A 20,951-nucleotide genomic window follows, 5' to 3' on the forward strand; every position below is an offset into this window, starting at 1 on the left:
GCGTCGCGCAAGTATTCCAAAATGCTGGCAACAGCCCCAATTGCCTTTCATCGCAATTCACCGATGAAGGCAATAAAATGAAAAACACGATTTTGGAAGTCAACGCCTCTGCCCGCCATGAAGGATCAGTCAGCAGACAACTCGTTTCAGAGTTGGTACAGTCTTTTGGTGAAACGACTGCTACACAAATCATTCGCCGCGACGTTGCATCCGGCATCGCAATCGTAAATGATGACTGGATTGCAGCCAGCCAAACACCAAAGGAAGCGCGCACGAAGCAGCATGTTTCGGCGCTGGATATGTCAGATGCACTCATTGAGGAGATCAGGCAGGCTGATACATTGGTGATTGGTGTTCCGATATATAATTTTGGAATTCCGGCCAGTCTCAAAGCTTGGATTGATCAGATTTGCCGTGCCGGAGAGACCTTTTCCTACACCGAGAATGGGCCTGTTGGCCTGCTATACGGCAAACGCGCCTATTTGATCATAACATCAGGTGGTGTGGTCAGTGGATCTGATCTGGATTTTGCTACAAATTACATGAAGCATGTTCTTGGGTTCATTGGCATACACGATGTGGAAATCATCGCCGCAGATCGCCTGATGTTCGAGAGTGAAGAAAAAATCTCTGCTGTTCGAAAGACAATCCAAAGCATTGCCGCCTGACTTCATACCATGGCGGTGTTGGATAAAGAAAAGGCCGGGCGTTTTGCCCGACCTTTTCCGCCCAGACTATGGGAAACCCTTTATAAGGCGCCCCGATGCGGAGTAGCTATTGCTGCCTAGACGGCACCCAGCACAATAGCCCCGATAAATAGAAACGCGGCACACAGAAGAGCAAAATTGGTTGCTCTTAACGCATTTGACTTAGTCATCTTTCAATCCTCCGCTGTAAAGCGTGAGACGAAGTTTTTGCCAAATCAGCCATATTGAAAAGAAAAAAATGTGCTGCACTGCGAAGAACACAAATTGAGGCCTCGATATTTCGCCTCTACCGCGTTGCGGCCCTTGAACTTTTCCCGGTCAAATTATGCAAGATCGTCTTCTATAAGACCATCAAAAAAGGGCATCACAAAGCCCGCCAAAGATAGTCAGCCGCGCTTAATAATCTGTCTTCCTGGCCCGATTTGCCCACGAGTTGAAAACCAATCGGCAGTGCTGATTCGGTTTGATAAGCTGGCAGATGAATGCAGGGCACGCCCATCAGCGTCAAAAATCGATTGAATATGGATGTACCTGTGCTGTTCAGGGTTTCAGGCGCAACATCTGGAGCAGAGGGCGTAATGATCACATCCACTGTGTCCTGTGTTCTCGCAAGTGCCCGACGCGCGCGCTCTGCAATCTGCTGTGCCTCCAGATATGCGGTTCGGGTGACAAAACGGCCCTCACTCAAACATTCCATGAGGACCGGGCTGAGCTTGTCAGGATGCACATCCATTTCCCAGGCAAGCGCCCGGCAACCTTCGTAATCATGAATGGTCTTATGGGCATCAAATGCCTGGCTGTACAAATCCGTCCAGGCAATTGTTGTGGCGTTGACACCTTTCGAAACCCAGGCTTCGGTCGCTTTTGCAATAGCTTCTTGAGCATCAGCCGATGCCTCACCCCAAACATTTGGCTGTAAAATGCCCAGATTCAGCGGTTTATCCGGTGTTCTCAATGGCTCTGCTGACTGCATGAGCGCGGACCAGAAGAGATGCATATCAGGCACCGAAGGCGCATAAAGGCCAAGGGTATCCAGGCTCCACGAAAACGTTTTGGTGCCCACTGTTGGTAATGCATCAAAGCTTGGTTTAAAGCCGAAAGTGCCGCAATAGGCTGCAGGGCGGATAATGGAACCACCAGTTTGCGTACCAATTGCAAATGGCAACATGCCTGACGCCACTGCAGCGGCAGACCCGGAAGACGAGCCCCCGGGAGTATGATTGAGATTTTGGGGGTTACGGGTTTTGTTTGGTTGCAGAAAGGCAAATTCAGTGGTGACCGTCTTATGTGCTACCTGCCCGCCAGCGCGTTTCACAAGACGCACAATGGCCGCATCTGCACGCGGTTGATGCCCTTCATAAATGGTGGACCCATGTTGTGTTGGCAATTCTGATGTATTGATAATGTCCTTCGCACCAACCGGCAGACCCAACAAAGGCAAATCAAAATTGCGGCCCACATCGGCAAGCGGAATTTGCGAGGTAAAAGCCTTGATATCCGGGTCTTTTTCAGCAATAGAAGCCGCACCTTGTGCGATCAAATCCTGAATATCGGATTCGGTAGCACGACCATTTGAACGATGGCCGTTCAATGCAGTCAGCGAGTATGTCTGATTGGGTTGGAACTTCGTAAGCATAGTCAGATGGCTTTCTTCGCGTGATGTAAGCGGCGGACGCAATTGTCGTTAAAAAGACGCCTTTTGGCCACAAATGCAAGCCAAACGAATTATGTAAGATCGACAAGCGAAAGTGAATCACCTCGGCATGCAAAAGAAGACGGCCCTCACACGACTGCTGCTGACCGCAATCCTGCTATCCTCTGCAATCGTGATCGTGGATGAACCAGCGGCTGTCGCTCAGCAGACTGGCGAGCGCGGCAACTCTGTGATTGGCATCTTCAAACGCTTGAAGGGAGAGATCAATGGAGTCCGCGGCCAGAGGCCAAAAAGCCAACAAAAAGCCGCAGCGGCAAAAAGACCTTCAGTCAGCGCTCGCATTTCCGGTCCCGTCCCCCGTCCCCGCCCCAATCTGGGATCACGTACACGGGCTAAACTAAACGCCAATCCAAGCTCAAATTTAAGCCAGGTCTCCAAAACCAGGAAATCTGGAAACAGTCTTGGCCAACGACTTTCTGCACTTGCCTTTGCGCCCCAACGTCCGCCTCAACCTCTGACGGGGGTCAAACCAAAAGCAAAAACAGTCGCTCCGGCACCGCGCAAAAAAATTCGCAGAAAACCATTGGAAAGACTTGCGGCGGTCAGGCCCGTTCTGCCGAAAAGAACCAACAAAACAAGAGTGGCTGCACCACTGGTTTTGACAAAAGTTTCGTCATCCGCACTGCGCAGTTCTTGCCCCAAACGGCAATTGGTTGGATTAGCCGGCATCCGTGCTCCTCAAACTGTTAAGCTCTATCCTCAGGCGAATGTTCAGCGAACTGTTGGGCTGGCGACTGCAAAGTGGGTGGAGACCGTTGTTCAACCGGCAGCCAGAAAGCATTTTGGCAGTAACATTGCGCAATTGCGTGTTGCGGCCTCGTTTGCATGCCGCAGCCGCAATGGTGTGAAAGGCGCAAAACTATCCGAACATGGTTACGGCAATGCAATTGACATAAGCGTCTTCACGCTAGCCAACGGCAAAAAAATCAAAGTTGCCAGCGGTTGGAATGGAAAGCGGGCAGAACGTCGGTTCCTAAGGGAAGTCAATGCTGGCGCTTGCCAATATTTCACCACGGTTCTGGGGCCGAACGCGGATCGTTATCATCTAGACCATTTTCACCTGGACCTCGGCAAACATGGCAAATCTGGCACCTACCGACTGTGCAAGTAGGACCCCCGTCTGATCGTCATCAGGACAATTGAATATCCGGGCCGGTCAGCCAAAACTCAAACGCCCCTCACTTGATCAACAACCAAACCACAATTCGGGCTTCGACTTTTTCGACTTTGTCATAAAGAGCCTGAATCTAAATCTCAACTTTGATCAGCAAGCGCTTGAAGCGACTCAGAAAATCCGGCCGCCGCATGGGCACACAATTCGACATTCGGATTGGCCCCCCAGGGATCGTCACGCCCTCGTTTCGCATTTACGGGTCAAAATTTTACTTTGGCAACACGGCCCGATATCGACTGGATGAAAAGAGCTCGACCACCTGCTGGAAACAAATAGCCAAACTCACCTCAGAGGGGCTTGAACAGCAATTCCACATCGCCCGAATAGTAAGGCTGGTAAGTTTGGGACAGAACGGGGCTTTGGGCTGAAAACTGATAGCCAATACGGCTACACAATTTTACTGCATCCTTGTTATGCGCGAGATGCTGGATGCTCATATTTGTAACGCCGAGGCCTCGAGCCCGTTGCTCAGCGGCCACTAACAGACGACTTCCGACACCGCATCGGCGCCAGCCTGGCAACACAGCGAGTGCATCAATGTAATAGGTTCCCGCCGATTGCTGTTCGAGAGCAACAAAGGGCCACGCAAGGTCCGGCAAATTGGCTGGATCTTGGTTTATCTCCTCATCGGGTTGCTCCACAATGTATCCCAGCATCATGCCGACCACCAAACCTTCGGCCTCGGCGACCAAAGCATTGCGGTAGGAAAATCCCCCCACGTCGCGAGAAACCCTCGCCTGCCCCACATCCAGCGCCGATTGCCCGGGCTCCGCCATGTTACTCCAAAGCAGGTTTGGAATGCCCTCACCTGCAATATCTATCAGCCTGGCCATGGCGCGCGCATCCTCAAAACAGGCAGGCCGTATCGTGTATTCTTTCGCCGTATTCATTTGTGCATCTTTCGCTTGCGTCGCTGACGGTTGGCAAACATCAGGAGTAGAGATTCCAACTCAACCAGCAGACCGGGTTTTCACAACTGTTACGCGGCAGGTTTCGAATAAGGGTTCAGCAAAAGCGAAGTCTCATCAATTTAAAGAAATTGCGCTCACAGCACAGCAAGTGCAATAGCTCACCCCTTGAACCCGATATCAGGAAGATTCATGGGACCCAGCATCACAATACTCGCGCTTGGCTATGTCATGAGCCAATTTTACCGCGCGTTTCTGGCGGTCCTTGCAGATGATCTCAGCAATGATCTGGGTGCCACGCCAACGGAGCTGTCGCTGGCATCCGGCGCATGGTTTGTCATGTTTGCGCTGGCGCAGTTCCCTGTGGGAATATGGCTTGACCGGTTCGGCCCACGACGGATGACAGCGGCACTCTTCACCTTTGGCGCAGGAGGCGGCGTTCTATGGCTAGCCCTTGCCACCACACCTGAGCACCTGATTGGGGCAATGGGCCTGATTGGAATTGGGTGTTCACCGGTGCTGATGGCGCCGATCTTCATATTTGCCAAAGCATTTCCAGCCGTGCGTTTTGGTCTTTTGTCAGCTTGGTTTGTTGCATTTGGCTCCATTGGAAATGTTGCCGGTGCAAAGCCGCTGGAACTTCTGGCCACTCAGTTTGGCTGGCGGTCCGTCATGTTCGGTTTGTTTGTACTGACCATCGCAATTGGTCTTGCCATTTACCAGTTTGTCAAAGATCCGGTTCGGGAAACCACAGGCGACAATCCGTCAGATCGCGGCTCATTCCTCACGCTCTTGAAGTTGAAAGCTCTCTGGCCAATTTTTCCAATTATGGCCGTTGTCTATGCCATCCCTGCCGGGCTCAGAGGTTACTGGATCGCGCCCTATTTGTCGGATGTCTACGGTTTGGACTCAGCGGCAATCGGAACACTCACCTTGTGGATGGCACTTGCCATGATTGCCGGTAGCGTTGCATACGGTCCGCTCGATCGTTGGTCACCATCCCGCAAATGGTTGAATGTCTGCGGTGGCGCAATTGTGATTGTTTGTGTGTTTGTACTTGCAATCTGGACCGCTTCAAGCCTGTACCTGACCACCGCGATGCTTATTTTATGCGGATTTGCAGGTATGGGATATCCGGTGTTGATGGCCCATGCGCGCCAATTTTTCCCACCTCATGCGGTCGGACGTGGCGTCACGCTGCTAAATTTCTTTTCTGTCGGCGGTGTCGGTGTCATGCAATGGACGACAGCAGCCATCATTCGCGATGAAACCATTCAGAACACACCAATTCACGCATTCCAGACCTTATTCTGGTTTTATGCTATCTGCCTGACTTTGGTTCTGGCCCTCTATCTAGCCGCCAAAGAGCGGCCAGAAGACGTTGCGGTCTAGCGGGAAAATGGCTTGTATTTGATACGACGTGGATTTTCTACGGCGTCAGCTCCAAGACGACGCTTCTTATCTTCCTCATAGTCAGCGTAGTTGCCTTCAAACCACTCCACATGGCTGTCCCCTTCAAAAGCCAGCATGTGGGTCGCCAGCCGATCAAGGAACATGCGATCATGGGAAATAACCACGGCGCAACCGGCAAAATCTTCCAGCGCATCTTCAAGTGCGCCAAGGGTTTCGGTATCAAGGTCATTGGTTGGCTCATCGAGCAGCAAAACGTTTGAGCCTGATTTCAGCATCTTTGCCAAATGCACGCGGTTGCGCTGACCACCAGACAAAGACCCGACCCTTTGTTGCTGGTCACCACCTTTAAAGTTGAAAGCACCAACATAGGCACGGCTGTTCATTTCATGCTTGCCCAGTTTGATAACTTCGTCACCACCGGAAATTTCTTCCCAGACATTCTTGTCCGCGTCCAGCGTGTCGCGTGATTGGTCGACATAGCCAAGCTTGATGGTTTCTCCCAATCGCACAGTGCCAGAATCAGGCTCCTCCTGCCCGGTAAGCATACGGAACAAAGTGGTTTTACCCGCGCCATTGGGGCCAATAACACCCACAATGCCGCCCGGAGGCAGATTGAATGACAAATCATCGATCAGCAGCCGCTCACCATAGCCTTTGGAAACACCTTCCATCTCAATAACGATCTGCCCCAGTCGTTCACCGGGCGGAATGAGAATTTGGGCTTGCCCCGGCTTGCGAGCTGCACTGCGTTCCACCAACTCATCATAGGCTTTGATACGCGCCTTGGATTTGGTCTGACGTGCTTTCGGACTGGCTGCTATCCATTCCCGTTCCCGCTCCAACGCGCTGTGACGGGCTTCATCTTCACGCCCTTCCTGCGCCATACGCTTGGATTTGGCATCCAGATAGGCAGAGTAGTTGCCCTCATAGGGAATACCATTGCCACGGTCGAGTTCCAGAATCCAGCCAGTCACATTATCAAGGAAATACCGATCATGGGTGATGATCAGTACAGACCCCTTAAAGGCGACAAGATGTTTCTCCAGCCAGGCTACTGTCTCGGCGTCCAGATGGTTTGTCGGCTCATCCAGCAGCAACAAATCCGGTTCTGCCAACAGCAACTGGCAAAGAGCAACCCTGCGTTTTTCACCGCCGGAGAGATTTTCTACGGAAGAATCTCCCGGCGGGCAGCGCAGAGCTTCCATCGCCATTTCGACCTTGCTGTCCAGATCCCAAAGATCCTGGGCATCGATCATGTCCTGAAGCTTGGCGCCTTCATCAGCGGTCTCGTCAGAATAGTTCATCATCAGTTCGTTGTAGCGATCTATGATCGCCTGCTTCTCTGCAACGCCTTCCATGACATTGCCCAGAACATCCTTGGATTCATTCAGTTCCGGCTCCTGGGGCAGATAGCCAATTTTTGCACCCTCTGCTGCCCACGCCTCGCCCGTATAGTCTTTGTCCAGACCAGCCATAATGCGCAACAAGGTCGACTTACCGGAACCATTTGGTCCAAGCACACCGATTTTCGCATCCGGGTAAAACGACAAGTGAATATTGTTGAGCACCTTCTTGCCGCCGGAATAGGTCTTTGAAAGCCCGCTCATATGATAGATAAATTGCCGCGCCATAGGGCTGATCGTTCCTTCAATGTCGATTGAGATTTGAGCACCTTCTACGACAGATCGCCATGTGCTCGCAATTACTGATAGCCGGATTTGTTAAGTTTTTACAGCAGCAAAACTTATGCGAACACCATCTGTTTTGAACACCAGACAACAAAAAAAGCCGCCAGCACCGGGAGGTGCTGGCGGCTCACATTCTATTCAGTCGACTGCAGGGCGAGAGGGGGAGTTCGTCCTGAGACCGAATACAATATTACATGGTTGGGAGAAGTACTTTGTCGATCACATGAATGACGCCGTTTGAGGCTTCAATGTCTGCGGTCACGACAGTTGCATCATTGATCATGACGCCGTCCATTGCGTTCACATCAATTTCCGAACCCTGAACAGTTGCGGCCATCATTTCCTTGCCTGCAATGTCCGCGGCCATCACTTTGCCGGGCAGAACATGGTAAGTCAGGACAGCGATCAGCTTGTCCTTGTTTTCCGGCTTCAGAAGATCTTCAACGGTACCAGCTGGCAGTGCTGCAAACGCTTCATCTGTCGGTGCAAACACTGTAAACGGGCCTTCGCTTTTCAGCGTATCCACAAGATCGGCAGCCGTAACCGCGGCAACCAGAGTTTCAAACGAACCAGCATCGACGGCAGTATCGACGATATCTTTGCTGTGACCTGCAGCGTGAACGGACGCGCTGAATGCGAGTGCGAAAATGCCGGCCATTACAGTTTTAAACAGTTTCATTTGGAATGCTCCCTGAGCAATTGAGTTTCAAAATTTAACATCAAGCGCTTGATGTGGGAGTTACGCAGGTCATTCCGTTACAGATTACATTCAGTCAATTAACTATTGTTAATGTTGGGTTTTCTAAAGCTCAGTCTGCCTGCAATCGAAAGCTGAGAGAGGCCCAAAGGCTTTGCCAAACAGGGATACGGCCATTCACAGCCTCCGCAGACTGCTTTGGATCAATCGCTTCCATCTGCACTGCGCTGACAAGAAAAAACCCGCCGCTATCGATCAGGATGTCAGCAATACCATTTGCGTCGCTGCGCGTTAGACGCCTGGAAACAGACCCATCAATGTTGCGCTGAAACGTAGCGATCTGAATGTTCTCCAAAGGAAGCCCGGATCTCAACAACTGCACTTCCAAACGCTCACGACCTGGCTCAAAAGGAGAATTCATCGCAACAAGTTCAATCGGCAAACCGACCGCTTGGTCGGCGCTGGAACCGTCAGATTTGTATGGCCCAACCTGAACGAGGGATTTGGCAAACCGGGTATAGTTTTCTCTGAAATTCTTTGATGGCAAGCCGCGCTCTTTATGCGTGTCCAGCACCCAATCCAGTCCCTCATAATCCAGAAATTGCTGAAATTTTTCTGGACTTGCATAGGTCAGGCCCTCAATTTTGGACTGATATGCGATGATTTGAAGGCCAGGGTCCTCGATGCGCATTTGAAGGGCAGGATTATCGCCAACCCGGCTTTCCACTGGTTTGGTCGAACCGCCCGCAGTTATGGTGAATCGCTCAAATCTTGGCGGAAGATATGAATAGGTACTGCCTGAAAGGTCCTGCCCGACATTCAAAGTGGCAGTAAATCCCTCTCCAACTGCGATTTGTGACGTATCAGGTTCGATCCAGAATTCATGCGCTAGCGTACCCTCAATGGATGCAGTCATGATTCCAACTATCGAGAAAACACGAAGAAGACGAAATTTGATTGCAGAACGCGCTACGCAGTGCATAAGATTTTTACTCCAGAGGCACCTGGCCTCAAATTGGTTATTCCGGAACACAAAATGCTAAAATTTCGACCTGCTGCTTACACAATGACACACAAAATTAAGCTCATCCTAGCCAACAAATTCAATCCATATTCCCGACTTTATATCAATCTAGTGCCTGTAATACTGGTTCTCCTAATTACAATTGCATCATTTACGGCATTGACCGGCACTGCCCGCGCTCATGAAATTCAGCCGGCCATTGCTGATCTTGTCTTTGCTCCGGATGGTTCCGCGTTTGAGCTTGATATTGCACTTAACCTTGAAGCAGCACTTGCTGGCATCGGGTCAGAACATGAAGACACGGACCAATCGCCCCAATCGGAGCAATACAACACGCTCAGGGCGCTTTCAGCAGATGATCTGCAAGCGCGGGTCGCTGCAAATCGTGAAGCATTTCTGGGTCAAATTACAATTTCCGCCGATGAAAATCCCCTTGAGACATCAATCGACAACCTGTCGGTGCCTGACATTGGAGACCTTTCGGTACCTCGTATCTCGCGGCTTAAATTAAAGGGTGAATTGCCTGCCAATGCGCAAAACATGACAGTTTCATGGGATGAGTCGCTGGGCGCAATTGTGCTACGCGGGCCATTAAGTGACAATGGCGAAGGCTATACCGGCTACCTGCAGAATGGCGCCACCAGTGATCCCATATCAATCCGGGGCATCACCTCCCAGAGCACGTGGCAGGTAATATCTGATTATGTTGTTATCGGCTATGCCCATATCATCCCCAAAGGGCTGGATCATATTCTGTTTGTGATCGGATTGTTTCTGCTCAGCACACGCCTGTCGCCGCTGTTCTGGCAGGTCACAGCCTTCACGCTGGCTCACACCATCACTCTGGCATTGGGGATGCTTGGACTTGTCACGGTTCCTGCCAGTATCGTTGAGCCGCTGATCGCCGCTTCAATTGTCTATATCTGCGTCGAAAACCTGTTCATGAATCATCTGAGCAAGTGGAGACCCTTTGTCATTTTTGGGTTCGGCCTTCTGCATGGTCTCGGCTTCGCCAGCGTTCTGACCGAAATCGGCCTTTCCCGATCTCACTTCGTCACAGGGTTGATATCGTTCAATATCGGCGTCGAACTTGGCCAGATCAGTGTTATTCTGCTTTGCTTTCTGGCTGTTGGCTTTTGGTTCCGCAGCAAGGATTGGTACAGAGCGGTGATTGTCATTCCAGGGTCACTGATCATCGCAGCGATAGGAGCTTACTGGTTTCTGGAGCGCACAGTGTTGGCCTGAAGGACTGGCAAACCTGTCACTGAAGCAGGTGAAAAATCGCATCTGCGTGACTGGACATTTTCCGAATTGAAGCGCTTGATGCGGCGAAATGACATGAGTCACAGGCCGCAATGCCACTAGCCCTGCTCCCCCTTCTCATTGCTGCGGGCATTTTGCTCGCCGGCAACGGCCTCCAAGGCACGCTCATTACCTTGCGTGGAACCTCGGAAGGCTTTTCAGCACTTGATATCGGGCTGATTGGCGCGAGCTATTCGACCGGTTTTCTGCTGGCCTGCATCTATGCACCGCGTCTTCTTCAATCAGTCGGCCATATCCGAACTTTTGCGGCACTGGCAGCATTATCAGCGGTCTGCACCCTGTTAATGGTCCTCGCAATTGACTCCATTCTTTGGGTCGCGCTGCGATTTGTCATGGGTTTTTGCTTTTCCGGGCTGTTCACAACGGTTGAAAGCTGGATCAATTCAAAAGCAAAAAAACAAAACCGAGCCCGTGTCCTTTCGCTCTACAGGATGATTGATCTGCTTGCTGTCACCGGCAGCCAGTTTCTGATCCCGGCCTTCGGCGTCATGAGTTTCGCGATCTTCTCCGTGGCGGCCATGCTGTATTGCCTGTCCATCGTGCCAATTTCCCTGTCGGACAGATCAAGTCCTAAACCACCTGAGAATTTCAAATTTGATCTAAAGGCCATTTGGGCGATTTCGCCATTGGCATGCTTCGGCTGTTTTACCATCGGCCTTACCAATTCTGCCTTCCGAAACATCGGGCCACTTTATGCACAGGATGTCGGGTTTGATGAAACGGGCATCGCTTTGTTCATGAGTGTTGGCATTGCTGGCGGCATTTTGCTGCAATATCCGTTGGGCTGGCTGTCCGATAGGTTCAACCGCCGCATGTCTCTCATGATTGCGACCTGTGGCGCCATAGCAGCCAGTATTACCCTGTCCGCACTCGGCACCACATCGCAAACGGGTAGCCTGATCGGCATTTTTGCCTTTGGAGCATTTGCCATGCCCCTTTATGCCTTGTCCGCAGCTCATGCCAATGATCAGGCTGAAGATGACCAATATGTGCTGGTGGCTGCCGGGTTGATGTTTTTCTTTTCGGCCGGCGCTATTGGTGGCCCGTTCTTTGCAGCCGTGTTTGCCGAACAATTCGGCTCACCGGCGATATTTGTCTACACAAGCCTCATGCATGGGATGCTGGTGGTGTTTACGATTGTTCGCTCGCTTGCAAGACCCGGCCTGTCACCAAAGCCCGACAGACGGTTCGTGGCACTGATCAGAACATCCCCGCAATTCCTGCGGCTGGCCAACAAAACCGCAAAACCGCCGAAAGAACCCAAAAGCTGAATTACTCAGCTGGTTCCAACTCGCCGGATTCCTTGTCGCTGCTCCCTTTGTTGCGAAAAACCGGGAGCATATTGTTCAGCGTTTCTTGGCTCAAATGGCACAGAATCTGGTGCCCGCGCAGCTGTTCTTCATCCTTGAATACCGTTCGGACCGGCGGAACTTCCGTATCGCATAATCCATCAATCTTGTACTGGCACCGGGTTGAGAAAGGACACCCTTTTGGCGGATTAAGCGATGATGGTAATTCGCCCTGCAGCACAATTTTTCGCTTCTCGATAGACGTATCGGCCACAGGAACTGCCGACAACAATGCTTCGGTGTAAGGATGATAGGGAGGCGAAAAGATTTCATCCGTGCTCCCCTGCTCCATTATCTGCCCCAGATACATGACAATAATGTGGTCTGCGAGATATCTGACAACCGATAGATCATGACTGATAAACAACAGGGTTGTGCGATGATCACGTTGAATGTTCATCAACAACTCTGTCACTGCAGCCTGTACAGACACATCCAGGGCCGACACAGGTTCATCCGCAATTACCATAGATGGATTACCCGCAAACGCACGCGCGATGCCAACCCGTTGCTTTTGACCACCTGATAATTGCCTTGGTCGGCGTTTGGCAAAATCGCGGGGCAACTTGACAGTATCAAGGAGCTCCATGACCCGGGCTTCAACCTTCGCCGGATCCTTCTCAACGCCGAATTTTCTGATGACACGTGATATCTGGCGGCCAATCGTATGGCTGGGATTCAGCGTATCAAAAGGGTTTTGAAACACCATCTGCAGCTTCGAAATTGTGTCGGCTGTCCGATCCTGAACTGTCAAACTTCCAAGCTCCACATCCCCGAACTGGATGTTGCCGGACGTGGCATCTTCCAGCCCCATCAACACCTTTGCAAATGTCGATTTTCCACAGCCGGATTCGCCAACAATGGCAACGGTTTCGGCTTCTCTTGCATGAAAACTGATACGTTCATTGGCCTTGACAGTACTTGCCTCACCTCCAAAGAGGAACAGACCTCCCCGTTCGACCCGGTAATGTTTCTGAAGTTCATGTATGTCCAGAACCACTTCGCCTGGCAAAACGGCATCACGCACAATGACGGTCGCTTGTTCAGCCTCCCAATCAATTTCACGAAACTTCACACATCGGGCAAAGTGATTTTTGCCTTCGTCCGTTTCTTCCAGCGCAACAAGCTCCTGGTCACAACGCCCTTCCTCAAAAAAATCACAACGCGGCCCAAAATAGCAACCAGTTGGTCTTTCATGCGGCAGCGGCAACTGCCCGCGAATAGGTACAAGAGGTTTGCTTTTCTTATCAGCACCCGGCAGCGGAATAGAGTTGAAAAGACCCCGCGTATAGGGGTGGCGCATTGCGTCAAACACATCACCGATATCACCAATTTCCACAGCCTGACCGGAATACATAACTGTGAGCCGCTCACAGGTCTCCAGAATGAGTCCCAAATTGTGTGAGATGAAGACAAGAGACGTGCCGAATTCAACCGCAATATCACGAATAAGTTCCACTATGCCGGCTTCCACAGTCACATCCAAAGCAGTTGTTGGTTCATCCAACAAAAGCAGTTTCGGATTTGACAAAAGCGCCATCGCAATCACAACACGTTGCTGCTGTCCGCCAGAAATCTGGTGCGGATAGGAGTTCATGATGCGCGATGGATCGGGCAATTTCACCTTTTCCAACATTTGCAAGGCTTTCACCTTTGCATCTTCGGCGCTCATCCCGTCATGAACCATCGGCACTTCTGCCAATTGGTCTGAAATCTTCATGGCCGGGTTCAGGGAGGCCATCGGCTCCTGATACACCATCGCAATTTGCGACCCGCGAAGCTTTCGCAATTCTTCTTGGCTCATGGCAGTCATGTCACGACCATTGAAAAGAATTTTGCCGCTTTTGATGTAACCGTTAGTGCCGAGATATTGCATGATTGCAAGCGCAACCGTGGATTTACCGCAACCGGATTCACCGACGATGCCATGCGATTCATTCGGCATAAGTTTGAGATTGAAATCGATGACAGCCGGAATTTCACCAGCCCTCGTTTTATACGAAATGCACAAATCCCTGCATTCAAGAACCGGGGTAACGTTATCCATTATTCAATCCTCACCCTGTTCCTAGTCTTTTAGGCTGATTTCACGGAGACCATCAGCCAGCAAGTTAAAGCCGAGGATCAATGAGGACACGGCAAGCGCCGGCACCAGCAGCATGTATGAGAATTTCCAGAGCATCGCGACCCGCGCCGACTCTCGGATCATGAGCCCCCAATCGGGATCAGGCGGCTGCAGGCCAAGGCCGAGAAAGGTCAGTGTTGTGATGGCAACCGTTGTATAGCCAAGCCTTAGGCAGGCATCCACAATCAATGGACCGCGTACATTGGGGAGCAGTTCAACCAGCATGATGTATAATGGATGCTCGCCCCGGGTTTGCGCCGCATACACGTAATCGCGGGTCTTGATGTCCAATGTCAGTCCTCGAACAATGCGCATGATGGCAGGAGCTGATGCAAATGTGACTGCGATCACAATGTTGAAGCCGGATGGTCCCAGATAGTTCAAAACAACAATGAACAACACCATGACCGGAAAAGACAAAAATACGTTGCCAATGAACGAGATCGCTTCATCCCACCACCCTGAAAGATAGCCGGCGATCAAACCAAACACGGTGCCGATCACATACGCAACAGCCGTGGCTGACACACCCCAGATAAGAACTCTCTGGCACCCCCAAATCATGCGGGAGAGAAGGTCTCGTCCTTTAAAATCACTACCCAGAATAAAGAAGGTATCTTTCTTCTCGGTCCAGGGAGTTGCGAAAGGTGCAATGGGCTTGTTGGGATCTATCAAAGGCAGATAGGGCGCAGAAACCGCCATGATCAGCCAGAAAAATACAAGCGTAAGCCCAACAAGCGCAACCGTGGATTCACGGAAGGCCCACAGGCAAATGACATAAAGCGCAATGGTGGCCGGGATGGCAGGCAGCAGAACCACATCACCGAAACCAAACATCACGTAAAGCGTTAATGGAACCCACATGATCGCAAACAGAGCCAGCATGAGTTTTGGTTTCGCCAACCGCTCAAAAACAGAGCGTTGCGGCATTTGAAGATCTGCAACAGCCATGATTTTGTTCCTAACTGAACCGAATGCGAGGATTGAGGAACATGTAGCCGATGTCCGAGATAATCTGGGACAGGACGGCGACCATAACAGCAACCAGGGTGCAGGCCTGAACAACTTCAACATCGGGAAAGAGAGCTGCTTCAAGCAACATTTTGCCGAAACCGTCATATTCAAAGAAAACCTCCACAACAACCACACCGGATAGCAGCCAGTTAAGCTGCAGCACGATGATGGTGAATGGCGCGATCAGTGCGTTGCGCAGCGCATGTTTCATGATCACCCGCCGGTACGGCAGGCCCTTCAAAATGGCTGTCCTGATATATTGCGAGGTCATGACTTCTGCCATCGATGCCCGCGTCATCCGCGCGACATAGCCAAAATCATAAATCACAAGTGTGAGCACAGGCAGCACAAGGGCTTTCCAATCAAAGCCCGAGATCATGGCAGATTTAGCCGGAACCAACCCCAGGCCGAGTGCCAGAAAAACCGTCAGCAAAATGGCGGTGGCGATTTCCGGAATGCTTGTGAAAAATACCGAGATGAAAGAAACCGTGCGATCCTGCACAGATCCCTCTTTCATCCCAGCTAACACACCCAGAACAAGTGACAACGGGATCATCAGCGCAAACACCCAGAACGCAAGAATTCCGGTCTTTTTCAATTTGTCCCACAACAGGGGACCAACCTCCCGGTTTTTCTCTTGGGAAAACCCGAAATCACCTTTTATGACTGCACCAATCCAGTTGGAATAACGTTCATAGAAGGGAACATTGAGTCCCTTTTTTTCGAGCCAGGTTTCATAACTGGCATCGGTCAACGCACTCACGGCAAAGCCACCAAGCTCTTGAACGGCAAGACGCTTTTTGAATTCGGGTGTGTCAAATATCACAAACAGGATGAATGAAGCGGTCAGCATGATGAGGATCATCTGCAGGATACGTTTCAATAATAATTTGGTCATTTTGCCTGGAAATTGCTCCAATGGCTCACGTTAAACTGGCCACGGCAGGACCATCGATTGATGCCAGGCGCTGACGACCAGCGCTGATGAAAAGAGAGGCCGTGCAGGTTTCTGCACGGCCTCTGGGCATCCAGCAACTAAGCTTTCCAAACCTTGTTGAACAAATGAAACTTCGTCGGATGCATGGCAACGCCATTTACGCTGTCATTTACAATGGAGTAGAGCGGCCGGTAAAGTGGAATACAAACGATCGCGGCATCCTGCATAATCTTCTCCACCTTTTCCATTTTGGCGCGGCGCTCCTCCACATCAAGAGTAGCTTCTGCATCATCCAGAGCTGCATCAAATTCAGCGCTTGCAAAATGGGTTTCGTTCCAGGGAACGCCGGATCTGTATCCCAATGACAAGACCATAGTTCCCAGTGGACGATGGGTCCAGGAAGTGGCCCCAAAGGGAGTCTTGTCCCAGATTTCCCAGTATTTGGACGCAGGCATTACATTGATATTGAGCTTAATTCCGGCATCTTTAACCTGATCCCTGACAGCTTCCACAACCGTCTGATGCCAGGGGCCATCGGTATTCCCGATATCAATGGTCAATTCAATCCCGTCAGCGTAACCGGCCTCTGTCAAAAGCGCCTTTGCACCTTCGACATCCCGTGCCGGAACCGGAAGATCAAAATGCTCGGGATGGATAGGCGCAACATGATAATTGGCTCCAATATCGCCTCCTTCAGAATATACCAGTGGCTTCACGGCCGCATTATCAATCGCCATCAAAAAAGCGCGACGCACACGAATATCATCAAAAGGAGCCTGATCAACCTGCATGCGCAAGGTCAGCGTTTGCGACGTACGCGCGGTCAAGATTGTGCCTTCGATTGCCTTCGCAAACTCCAGTTGCTCGACACCAAACTCAATGATCGTGTCCACGTCGCCGCCAGAAAATGCGATCAGCGAGTTCTCAGCTGAGAAGTTGTAATAGTGAATCTCGTCAAGATAGACCTTACCTCCCCAATAGTCATGATCGGCTTTCTTTTTGAGGATGCACTTTTCCCCGACCACCAATTCAACCAGTTCATAAGCACCCGTTCCAATAGGATTGTCGGAAAAAGGAGCTTTGAAACTTGGATGCACAATCGAGGTTGGATAGTTGGAAAGATCTTCCGGCACTGACAGAACAGGCTTTTGAAGATTAAACCGGATTGTATGGGAATCCAGTATCTCAACGGATCCCTCCACCATCGCTTTCTTCTCACCGACGTCTTCCAGCATTGCGGAAATGGAAGACAGGCCAATATTTGCAGAACCAAGATCCGGGTCCATCCAGCGTTCAATGTTAAACTTCACATGCTCCGCAGTAAGCTCATCTCCATTGTGCCATTTCACACCCTTGCGAATTGTGAAGGTCCAGGTTTTCAGATCATCTGAAGCTTGCCAGCCATCCGCTAACATAGGTCGGGTAATATTGTCGGTGCCGGTCAGGGTAAGAAACTCCAGGGTATGTCTTGTCTGGTTTGACATCTCCGACCAAGAGTAGGTCGCTGGATCATCCATTTTCTGGACTTCCATACCGACCTTTAATATGCCGCCTGTTTTCGCATTTGGGTCGTCAGCAGCAAATGGCATATTGCCATGCCCAGCGGCCTCTGCAGGCTGGACAAGCCCTGACATTGCATAGGCACTGCCAGCTGAAACGCCCAACAACGTGGCCACGCGCAGAAATGCGCGCCGGTCCATACGACCGTCATCCATCATCTTCTGCGCTTCTCTAACTTTTGGATGCAATTGATTACTGCTCATGGATTTCCTCTGGACTTCGTAAGAACATAAAAAAAAGCGAGGCCGCCTGTTTACGGACCCGCACTAAAATTTCTGAACCAGGATTTCAATCGAAACCTGTCATGACAGACTTCATTTCCCGATACCGGGTAACAAGCCTCATGGCTGTACAGTTCATAACAAACTCTTCTAGTGGCCCATTCGCCCCTTAGTACTATAAGTGCAACCTTGTGCAGCAAAGTCAACCGTCCAGTGTAGCCACAGGGTCGCACGAACCAAAGCGCCACATATCAATTTTTCATGCTTTTATTCAGAAGGTTAGACGTCAAATGTGAATCTCTCTATGAGGATCCAATCTATTCAAATCGCGACATAATGGGTCAATCGATGTCGTTTTTGCATAAAGCGTGTGCAATTGGGCGAGTGACTGTCCAGTCGGAATGAAATCTGCAAGACAGCCTCGCGCCGCGTCACGCCAAATCAGGAATGTTTGCAGGCGTCACGATCTGCACAGTAGAAAAGCGTCCCGCTTCGGTTTTAAATTTTGGCTTATGGAAGGTGATGAATCCGGCAAACGCCTGTCTCATATCTTTGTTAAGATCATGCACAATGACAGCGCTGATGCGTCCCTCAGATAGTAGCATACGGTTTTCTTCATCAAGATCATGCCCGATTACAACAGGTTCTGGCACATCAAGTTCATTAAACGCCTCGAGAATTGCTCTATTGCCACCTCCCGCTGAATAAAGACCGATAATCTGATCGCCTCGCTCCAAAAGCTCTGTCACCTGTTTTTTTGTAGCATTCGATTGACCGTATCCACCGCTTATTTCTACAAAATCCAAATCCGGCCGCACAAGCAATATGGATTGCCTGAAACTGGCGATACGATCAGCTTCGCCACTAAAATCGCTGTGACTTATGGTCAGGAGAATAGTGCCGCCATGAGCGGTCACGAAACGCGACATCAAGTATGAGGCAGTCTCTCCTGCGCTGATGTTATCCATTCCTGCATACGCTATGCGAGTACTGTCAGGAATGTCTGTCACCAATGTTGCTGTGGGAATATGCTGGTGCCGCAGCGCCCCGATGGCTTCACAAATTTCTGGCAGATTCTTGGCTTTGAGAAGCACACCCTTACTGCCGTTAAGGCCGATCCGTCTTAGCCGCGCAACCAACTCCGGTGTTGTCCACGTCTCCCGAAAGTGAAACCGCGGACGAACCAATGCTGGCAGAAAACTGGCAATCTCCGCCTCTACCGCATTACGTACGATCTCGGCAAATCGATCGGGTGCCTCAACCACAACATCGATCAGAAACCGCTCACCGGACAAATTCAGGCTATCCTGGAGTCGTTCCAATTCTTCAACCGCGCGCAGAACGCGCAGACGCGTCTGATGCTTCACTTGCGAACGATTGTTTAACACCCGGTCGACCGTTGCAGTGCTAACGCCTGCCTGAACCGCTACTTCCTTCACAAGAAACCTATGTGATCCCAAATCAAACCTCGATTCAAATTGATGGTTTTTTGATGGTTTTCAGGAGTGGGTGCATGAAACACAATCTGTATTCTGTAAAGAGAGTTTGGAGGAGACCAGCATGTCAGGCCCACAAAAACAAAGCTATGCCCCCCGCGCCGCTGATTGGTACACCAAACAAGGTGCCAGTCTGGAGGAGTTCCTGGAATCACTGGAAGGCAAAACTGTTAAGACCGATGCACCAAATGCGGTAACAATTGAGAGCGACATTCCAATTTACCGTTCACATGAATTGCGGGAGTTGTTCGGTGCTGCTGAGGGTCGAAGACAAGTGCTGGCAGAGCTGGGCCAGGTCTTGTTTCAGGGTGCAGGCACCTTCGTCATCCAAAATGCCTATGAGGATATGGGCGTGCTTGATGCTGCAAGCGAGATCTTCAATCAGATCATAGCGCGCGAGAAAAGCTCAGGCTCAGGAGGCGATCATTTTGCAAAAGCTGGAGCAAATGATCGCATCTGGAATTCAATGCAGAAACTCTGTGAAGCAGATCCAGCTACATTTGTAAGCTACTACGGCAATGACATGGTTGCCTTGGGGTGTGAAGCATGGCTTGGGCCTAACTATAAAATGGCATCCCAAGTGAACCTCGTCCGGCCTGGCGGTGAAGCACAAGATGCGCATCGGGATTACCATCTGGGGTTCCTGCCCGCAGAACAGGCGGCAAAATACCCACCGCATCTGCACCACATGTCGGCAGCCCTCACCTTGCAGGCTGCAATTGCCCATTGTGACATGCCAATTGAAAGCGGGCCGACAAAATTACTACCTTTCTCGCAGCGCTATGGTGCCGGCTATGTCGCCTATACCCGGAACGACTTTCGTGAGGTTTTTGAGGACCGCTGTGTCCAGCTCGCATTGAAAAAGGGCGACCTGCTATTTTTCAACCCTGCATTGTATCACGCAGCAGGCGCGAACAGGACTGCCGACATTGCAAGGATGGCAAATCTGCTGCAGGTCTCCTCAGCTTTTGGCCAACCAATGGAAACAATCGATCGGACTGGTATGTGCAAGCGTATATATCCTGTCGTGAAGGCCGCAAAAGAGACAGGCAGACTATCAGCGCACGAAATAGAAAACGCCATTACCTGCGCAGCAGATGGCTATGCATTCCCCACGAGTCTGGACAACGATCCTCCAACAGGAGGACTTGCTCCACAAACACAGAAAGCACTTACTCTGCAGGCTCTCGATGAGAATTGGGACAGTGAAAGCTACAACAAGGCGCTGCTGGACCAAGAAAGCCGGCGTCACACATAAGTTTCCAAGCCGGGCTGCTGATACAACTGCGCCCCGGACTTGAAAGTGCAATTTATGCATAGCTGCCGCGTTTAAACTGCACTGGTGAACAGCTCAGTGAGCCATTAGTTTTGTCGGAGAAATGGAGATAAGTCTATGACTTCGATAAAACCAAACTTCATGAACATATTTTTTGCTGGCGTTCGCGCCGGCCTGGCGACAAATCAAGGACGCAAAATCAACCAGCGCGACCTTGATGTCTTGGGTGTAAATCTGCCCAAAAACTAAAACGCAAAAAACCCGCGACCATATTTGGGACTTCCAAATATGGTCGCGGGTTTTTTAATGCGGTTTTCGGGGCAGG

At 50.8% G+C, this 20,951-nt stretch carries 16 protein-coding genes; 6 read left to right on the top strand and 10 right to left on the bottom strand.

Annotated features, from left to right (window positions below; genetic code table 11):
- The first annotated feature begins 77 nt into the window (after window positions 1-77).
- A complete protein-coding gene (locus RAL91_RS18575; RefSeq protein WP_306257741.1) occupies window positions 78-668 on the top strand; it encodes an FMN-dependent NADH-azoreductase in 591 nt (196 codons plus the stop codon).
- A gap of 403 nt (window positions 669-1,071) precedes the next feature.
- Here RAL91_RS18575 and RAL91_RS18580 read toward each other — a convergent pair whose 3' ends face one another.
- A complete protein-coding gene (locus RAL91_RS18580; RefSeq protein ID WP_306257742.1) occupies window positions 1,072-2,343 on the bottom strand; it encodes an amidase in 1,272 nt (423 codons plus the stop codon).
- Between the two features lie 127 nt (window positions 2,344-2,470).
- Between RAL91_RS18580 and RAL91_RS18585 the strand changes: the two genes are divergently transcribed.
- Window positions 2,471-3,532 (top strand): extensin family protein, encoded by a 1,062-nt coding sequence (locus tag RAL91_RS18585; RefSeq protein ID WP_306257743.1) that lies wholly within the window; start codon window positions 2,471-2,473, stop codon window positions 3,530-3,532.
- 350 nt (window positions 3,533-3,882) lie between these two features.
- Here RAL91_RS18585 and RAL91_RS18590 read toward each other — a convergent pair whose 3' ends face one another.
- Complete coding sequence (locus tag RAL91_RS18590; RefSeq protein WP_306257744.1) at window positions 3,883-4,485, bottom strand: GNAT family N-acetyltransferase; 603 nt, start codon at window positions 4,483-4,485, stop codon at window positions 3,883-3,885.
- A 210-nt stretch (window positions 4,486-4,695) separates the two neighbouring features.
- Here RAL91_RS18590 and RAL91_RS18595 point away from each other — a divergent pair, with 210 nt between their 5' ends.
- Window positions 4,696-5,895 (top strand): nitrate/nitrite transporter, encoded by a 1,200-nt coding sequence (locus tag RAL91_RS18595; RefSeq protein WP_306257745.1) that lies wholly within the window; start codon window positions 4,696-4,698, stop codon window positions 5,893-5,895.
- On the opposite strand, the gene ettA is transcribed toward RAL91_RS18595, so the two are convergent.
- From ettA to RAL91_RS18610, 3 genes are all read right to left on the bottom strand, one after another.
- Window positions 5,892-7,547 carry an energy-dependent translational throttle protein EttA gene (gene ettA / locus RAL91_RS18600; RefSeq protein ID WP_306257746.1) on the bottom strand — a complete coding sequence of 552 codons (1,656 nt, stop codon included), beginning with the start codon at window positions 7,545-7,547 and terminating at the stop codon, window positions 5,892-5,894. The two genes, RAL91_RS18595 and ettA, sit on opposite strands and share 4 nt — an antisense overlap.
- A 247-nt stretch (window positions 7,548-7,794) precedes the next feature.
- Window positions 7,795-8,283 (bottom strand): fasciclin domain-containing protein, encoded by a 489-nt coding sequence (locus RAL91_RS18605; protein WP_371932438.1) that lies wholly within the window; start codon window positions 8,281-8,283, stop codon window positions 7,795-7,797.
- Window positions 8,284-8,413: 130 nt separating this feature from the next.
- Window positions 8,414-9,217: a DUF4198 domain-containing protein gene (locus RAL91_RS18610; RefSeq protein WP_306257747.1), complete on the bottom strand. Its 804-nt coding sequence runs from the start codon at window positions 9,215-9,217 to the stop codon at window positions 8,414-8,416.
- Window positions 9,218-9,367: 150 nt separating this feature from the next.
- Here RAL91_RS18610 and RAL91_RS18615 point away from each other — a divergent pair, with 150 nt between their 5' ends.
- The gene (locus tag RAL91_RS18615) at window positions 9,368-10,570 is read left to right on the top strand and encodes a HupE/UreJ family protein (RefSeq protein WP_306257748.1); all 1,203 of its coding nucleotides are present in this window, start codon (window positions 9,368-9,370) and stop codon (window positions 10,568-10,570) included.
- Between the two features lie 110 nt (window positions 10,571-10,680).
- The gene (locus RAL91_RS18620; RefSeq protein WP_306257749.1) at window positions 10,681-11,919 is read left to right on the top strand and encodes an MFS transporter; all 1,239 of its coding nucleotides are present in this window, start codon (window positions 10,681-10,683) and stop codon (window positions 11,917-11,919) included.
- A gap of 1 nt (window position 11,920) precedes the next feature.
- On the opposite strand, the gene RAL91_RS18625 is transcribed toward RAL91_RS18620, so the two are convergent.
- From RAL91_RS18625 to RAL91_RS18645, 5 genes are all read right to left on the bottom strand, one after another.
- The gene (locus tag RAL91_RS18625) at window positions 11,921-14,044 is read right to left on the bottom strand and encodes an ABC transporter ATP-binding protein (protein ID WP_306257750.1); all 2,124 of its coding nucleotides are present in this window, start codon (window positions 14,042-14,044) and stop codon (window positions 11,921-11,923) included.
- 21 nt (window positions 14,045-14,065) lie between these two features.
- A complete protein-coding gene (locus RAL91_RS18630) occupies window positions 14,066-15,073 on the bottom strand; it encodes an ABC transporter permease (protein WP_306257751.1) in 1,008 nt (335 codons plus the stop codon).
- A 10-nt stretch (window positions 15,074-15,083) separates the two neighbouring features.
- Window positions 15,084-16,034 carry an ABC transporter permease gene (locus RAL91_RS18635; protein ID WP_306257752.1) on the bottom strand — a complete coding sequence of 317 codons (951 nt, stop codon included), beginning with the start codon at window positions 16,032-16,034 and terminating at the stop codon, window positions 15,084-15,086.
- 137 nt (window positions 16,035-16,171) lie between these two features.
- Window positions 16,172-17,836 carry an ABC transporter substrate-binding protein gene (locus RAL91_RS18640; protein WP_306257753.1) on the bottom strand — a complete coding sequence of 555 codons (1,665 nt, stop codon included), beginning with the start codon at window positions 17,834-17,836 and terminating at the stop codon, window positions 16,172-16,174.
- A 449-nt stretch (window positions 17,837-18,285) separates the two neighbouring features.
- A complete protein-coding gene (locus RAL91_RS18645) occupies window positions 18,286-19,314 on the bottom strand; it encodes a LacI family DNA-binding transcriptional regulator (protein ID WP_306257754.1) in 1,029 nt (342 codons plus the stop codon).
- A gap of 100 nt (window positions 19,315-19,414) precedes the next feature.
- Here RAL91_RS18645 and RAL91_RS18650 point away from each other — a divergent pair, with 100 nt between their 5' ends.
- A complete protein-coding gene (locus RAL91_RS18650) occupies window positions 19,415-20,608 on the top strand; it encodes a phytanoyl-CoA dioxygenase family protein (RefSeq protein WP_306257755.1) in 1,194 nt (397 codons plus the stop codon).
- The last annotated feature ends 343 nt before the right edge of the window (window positions 20,609-20,951 follow it).

The organism is Pararhizobium sp. IMCC21322, assembly GCF_030758295.1.
Taxonomy (GTDB): Bacteria; Pseudomonadota; Alphaproteobacteria; order Rhizobiales.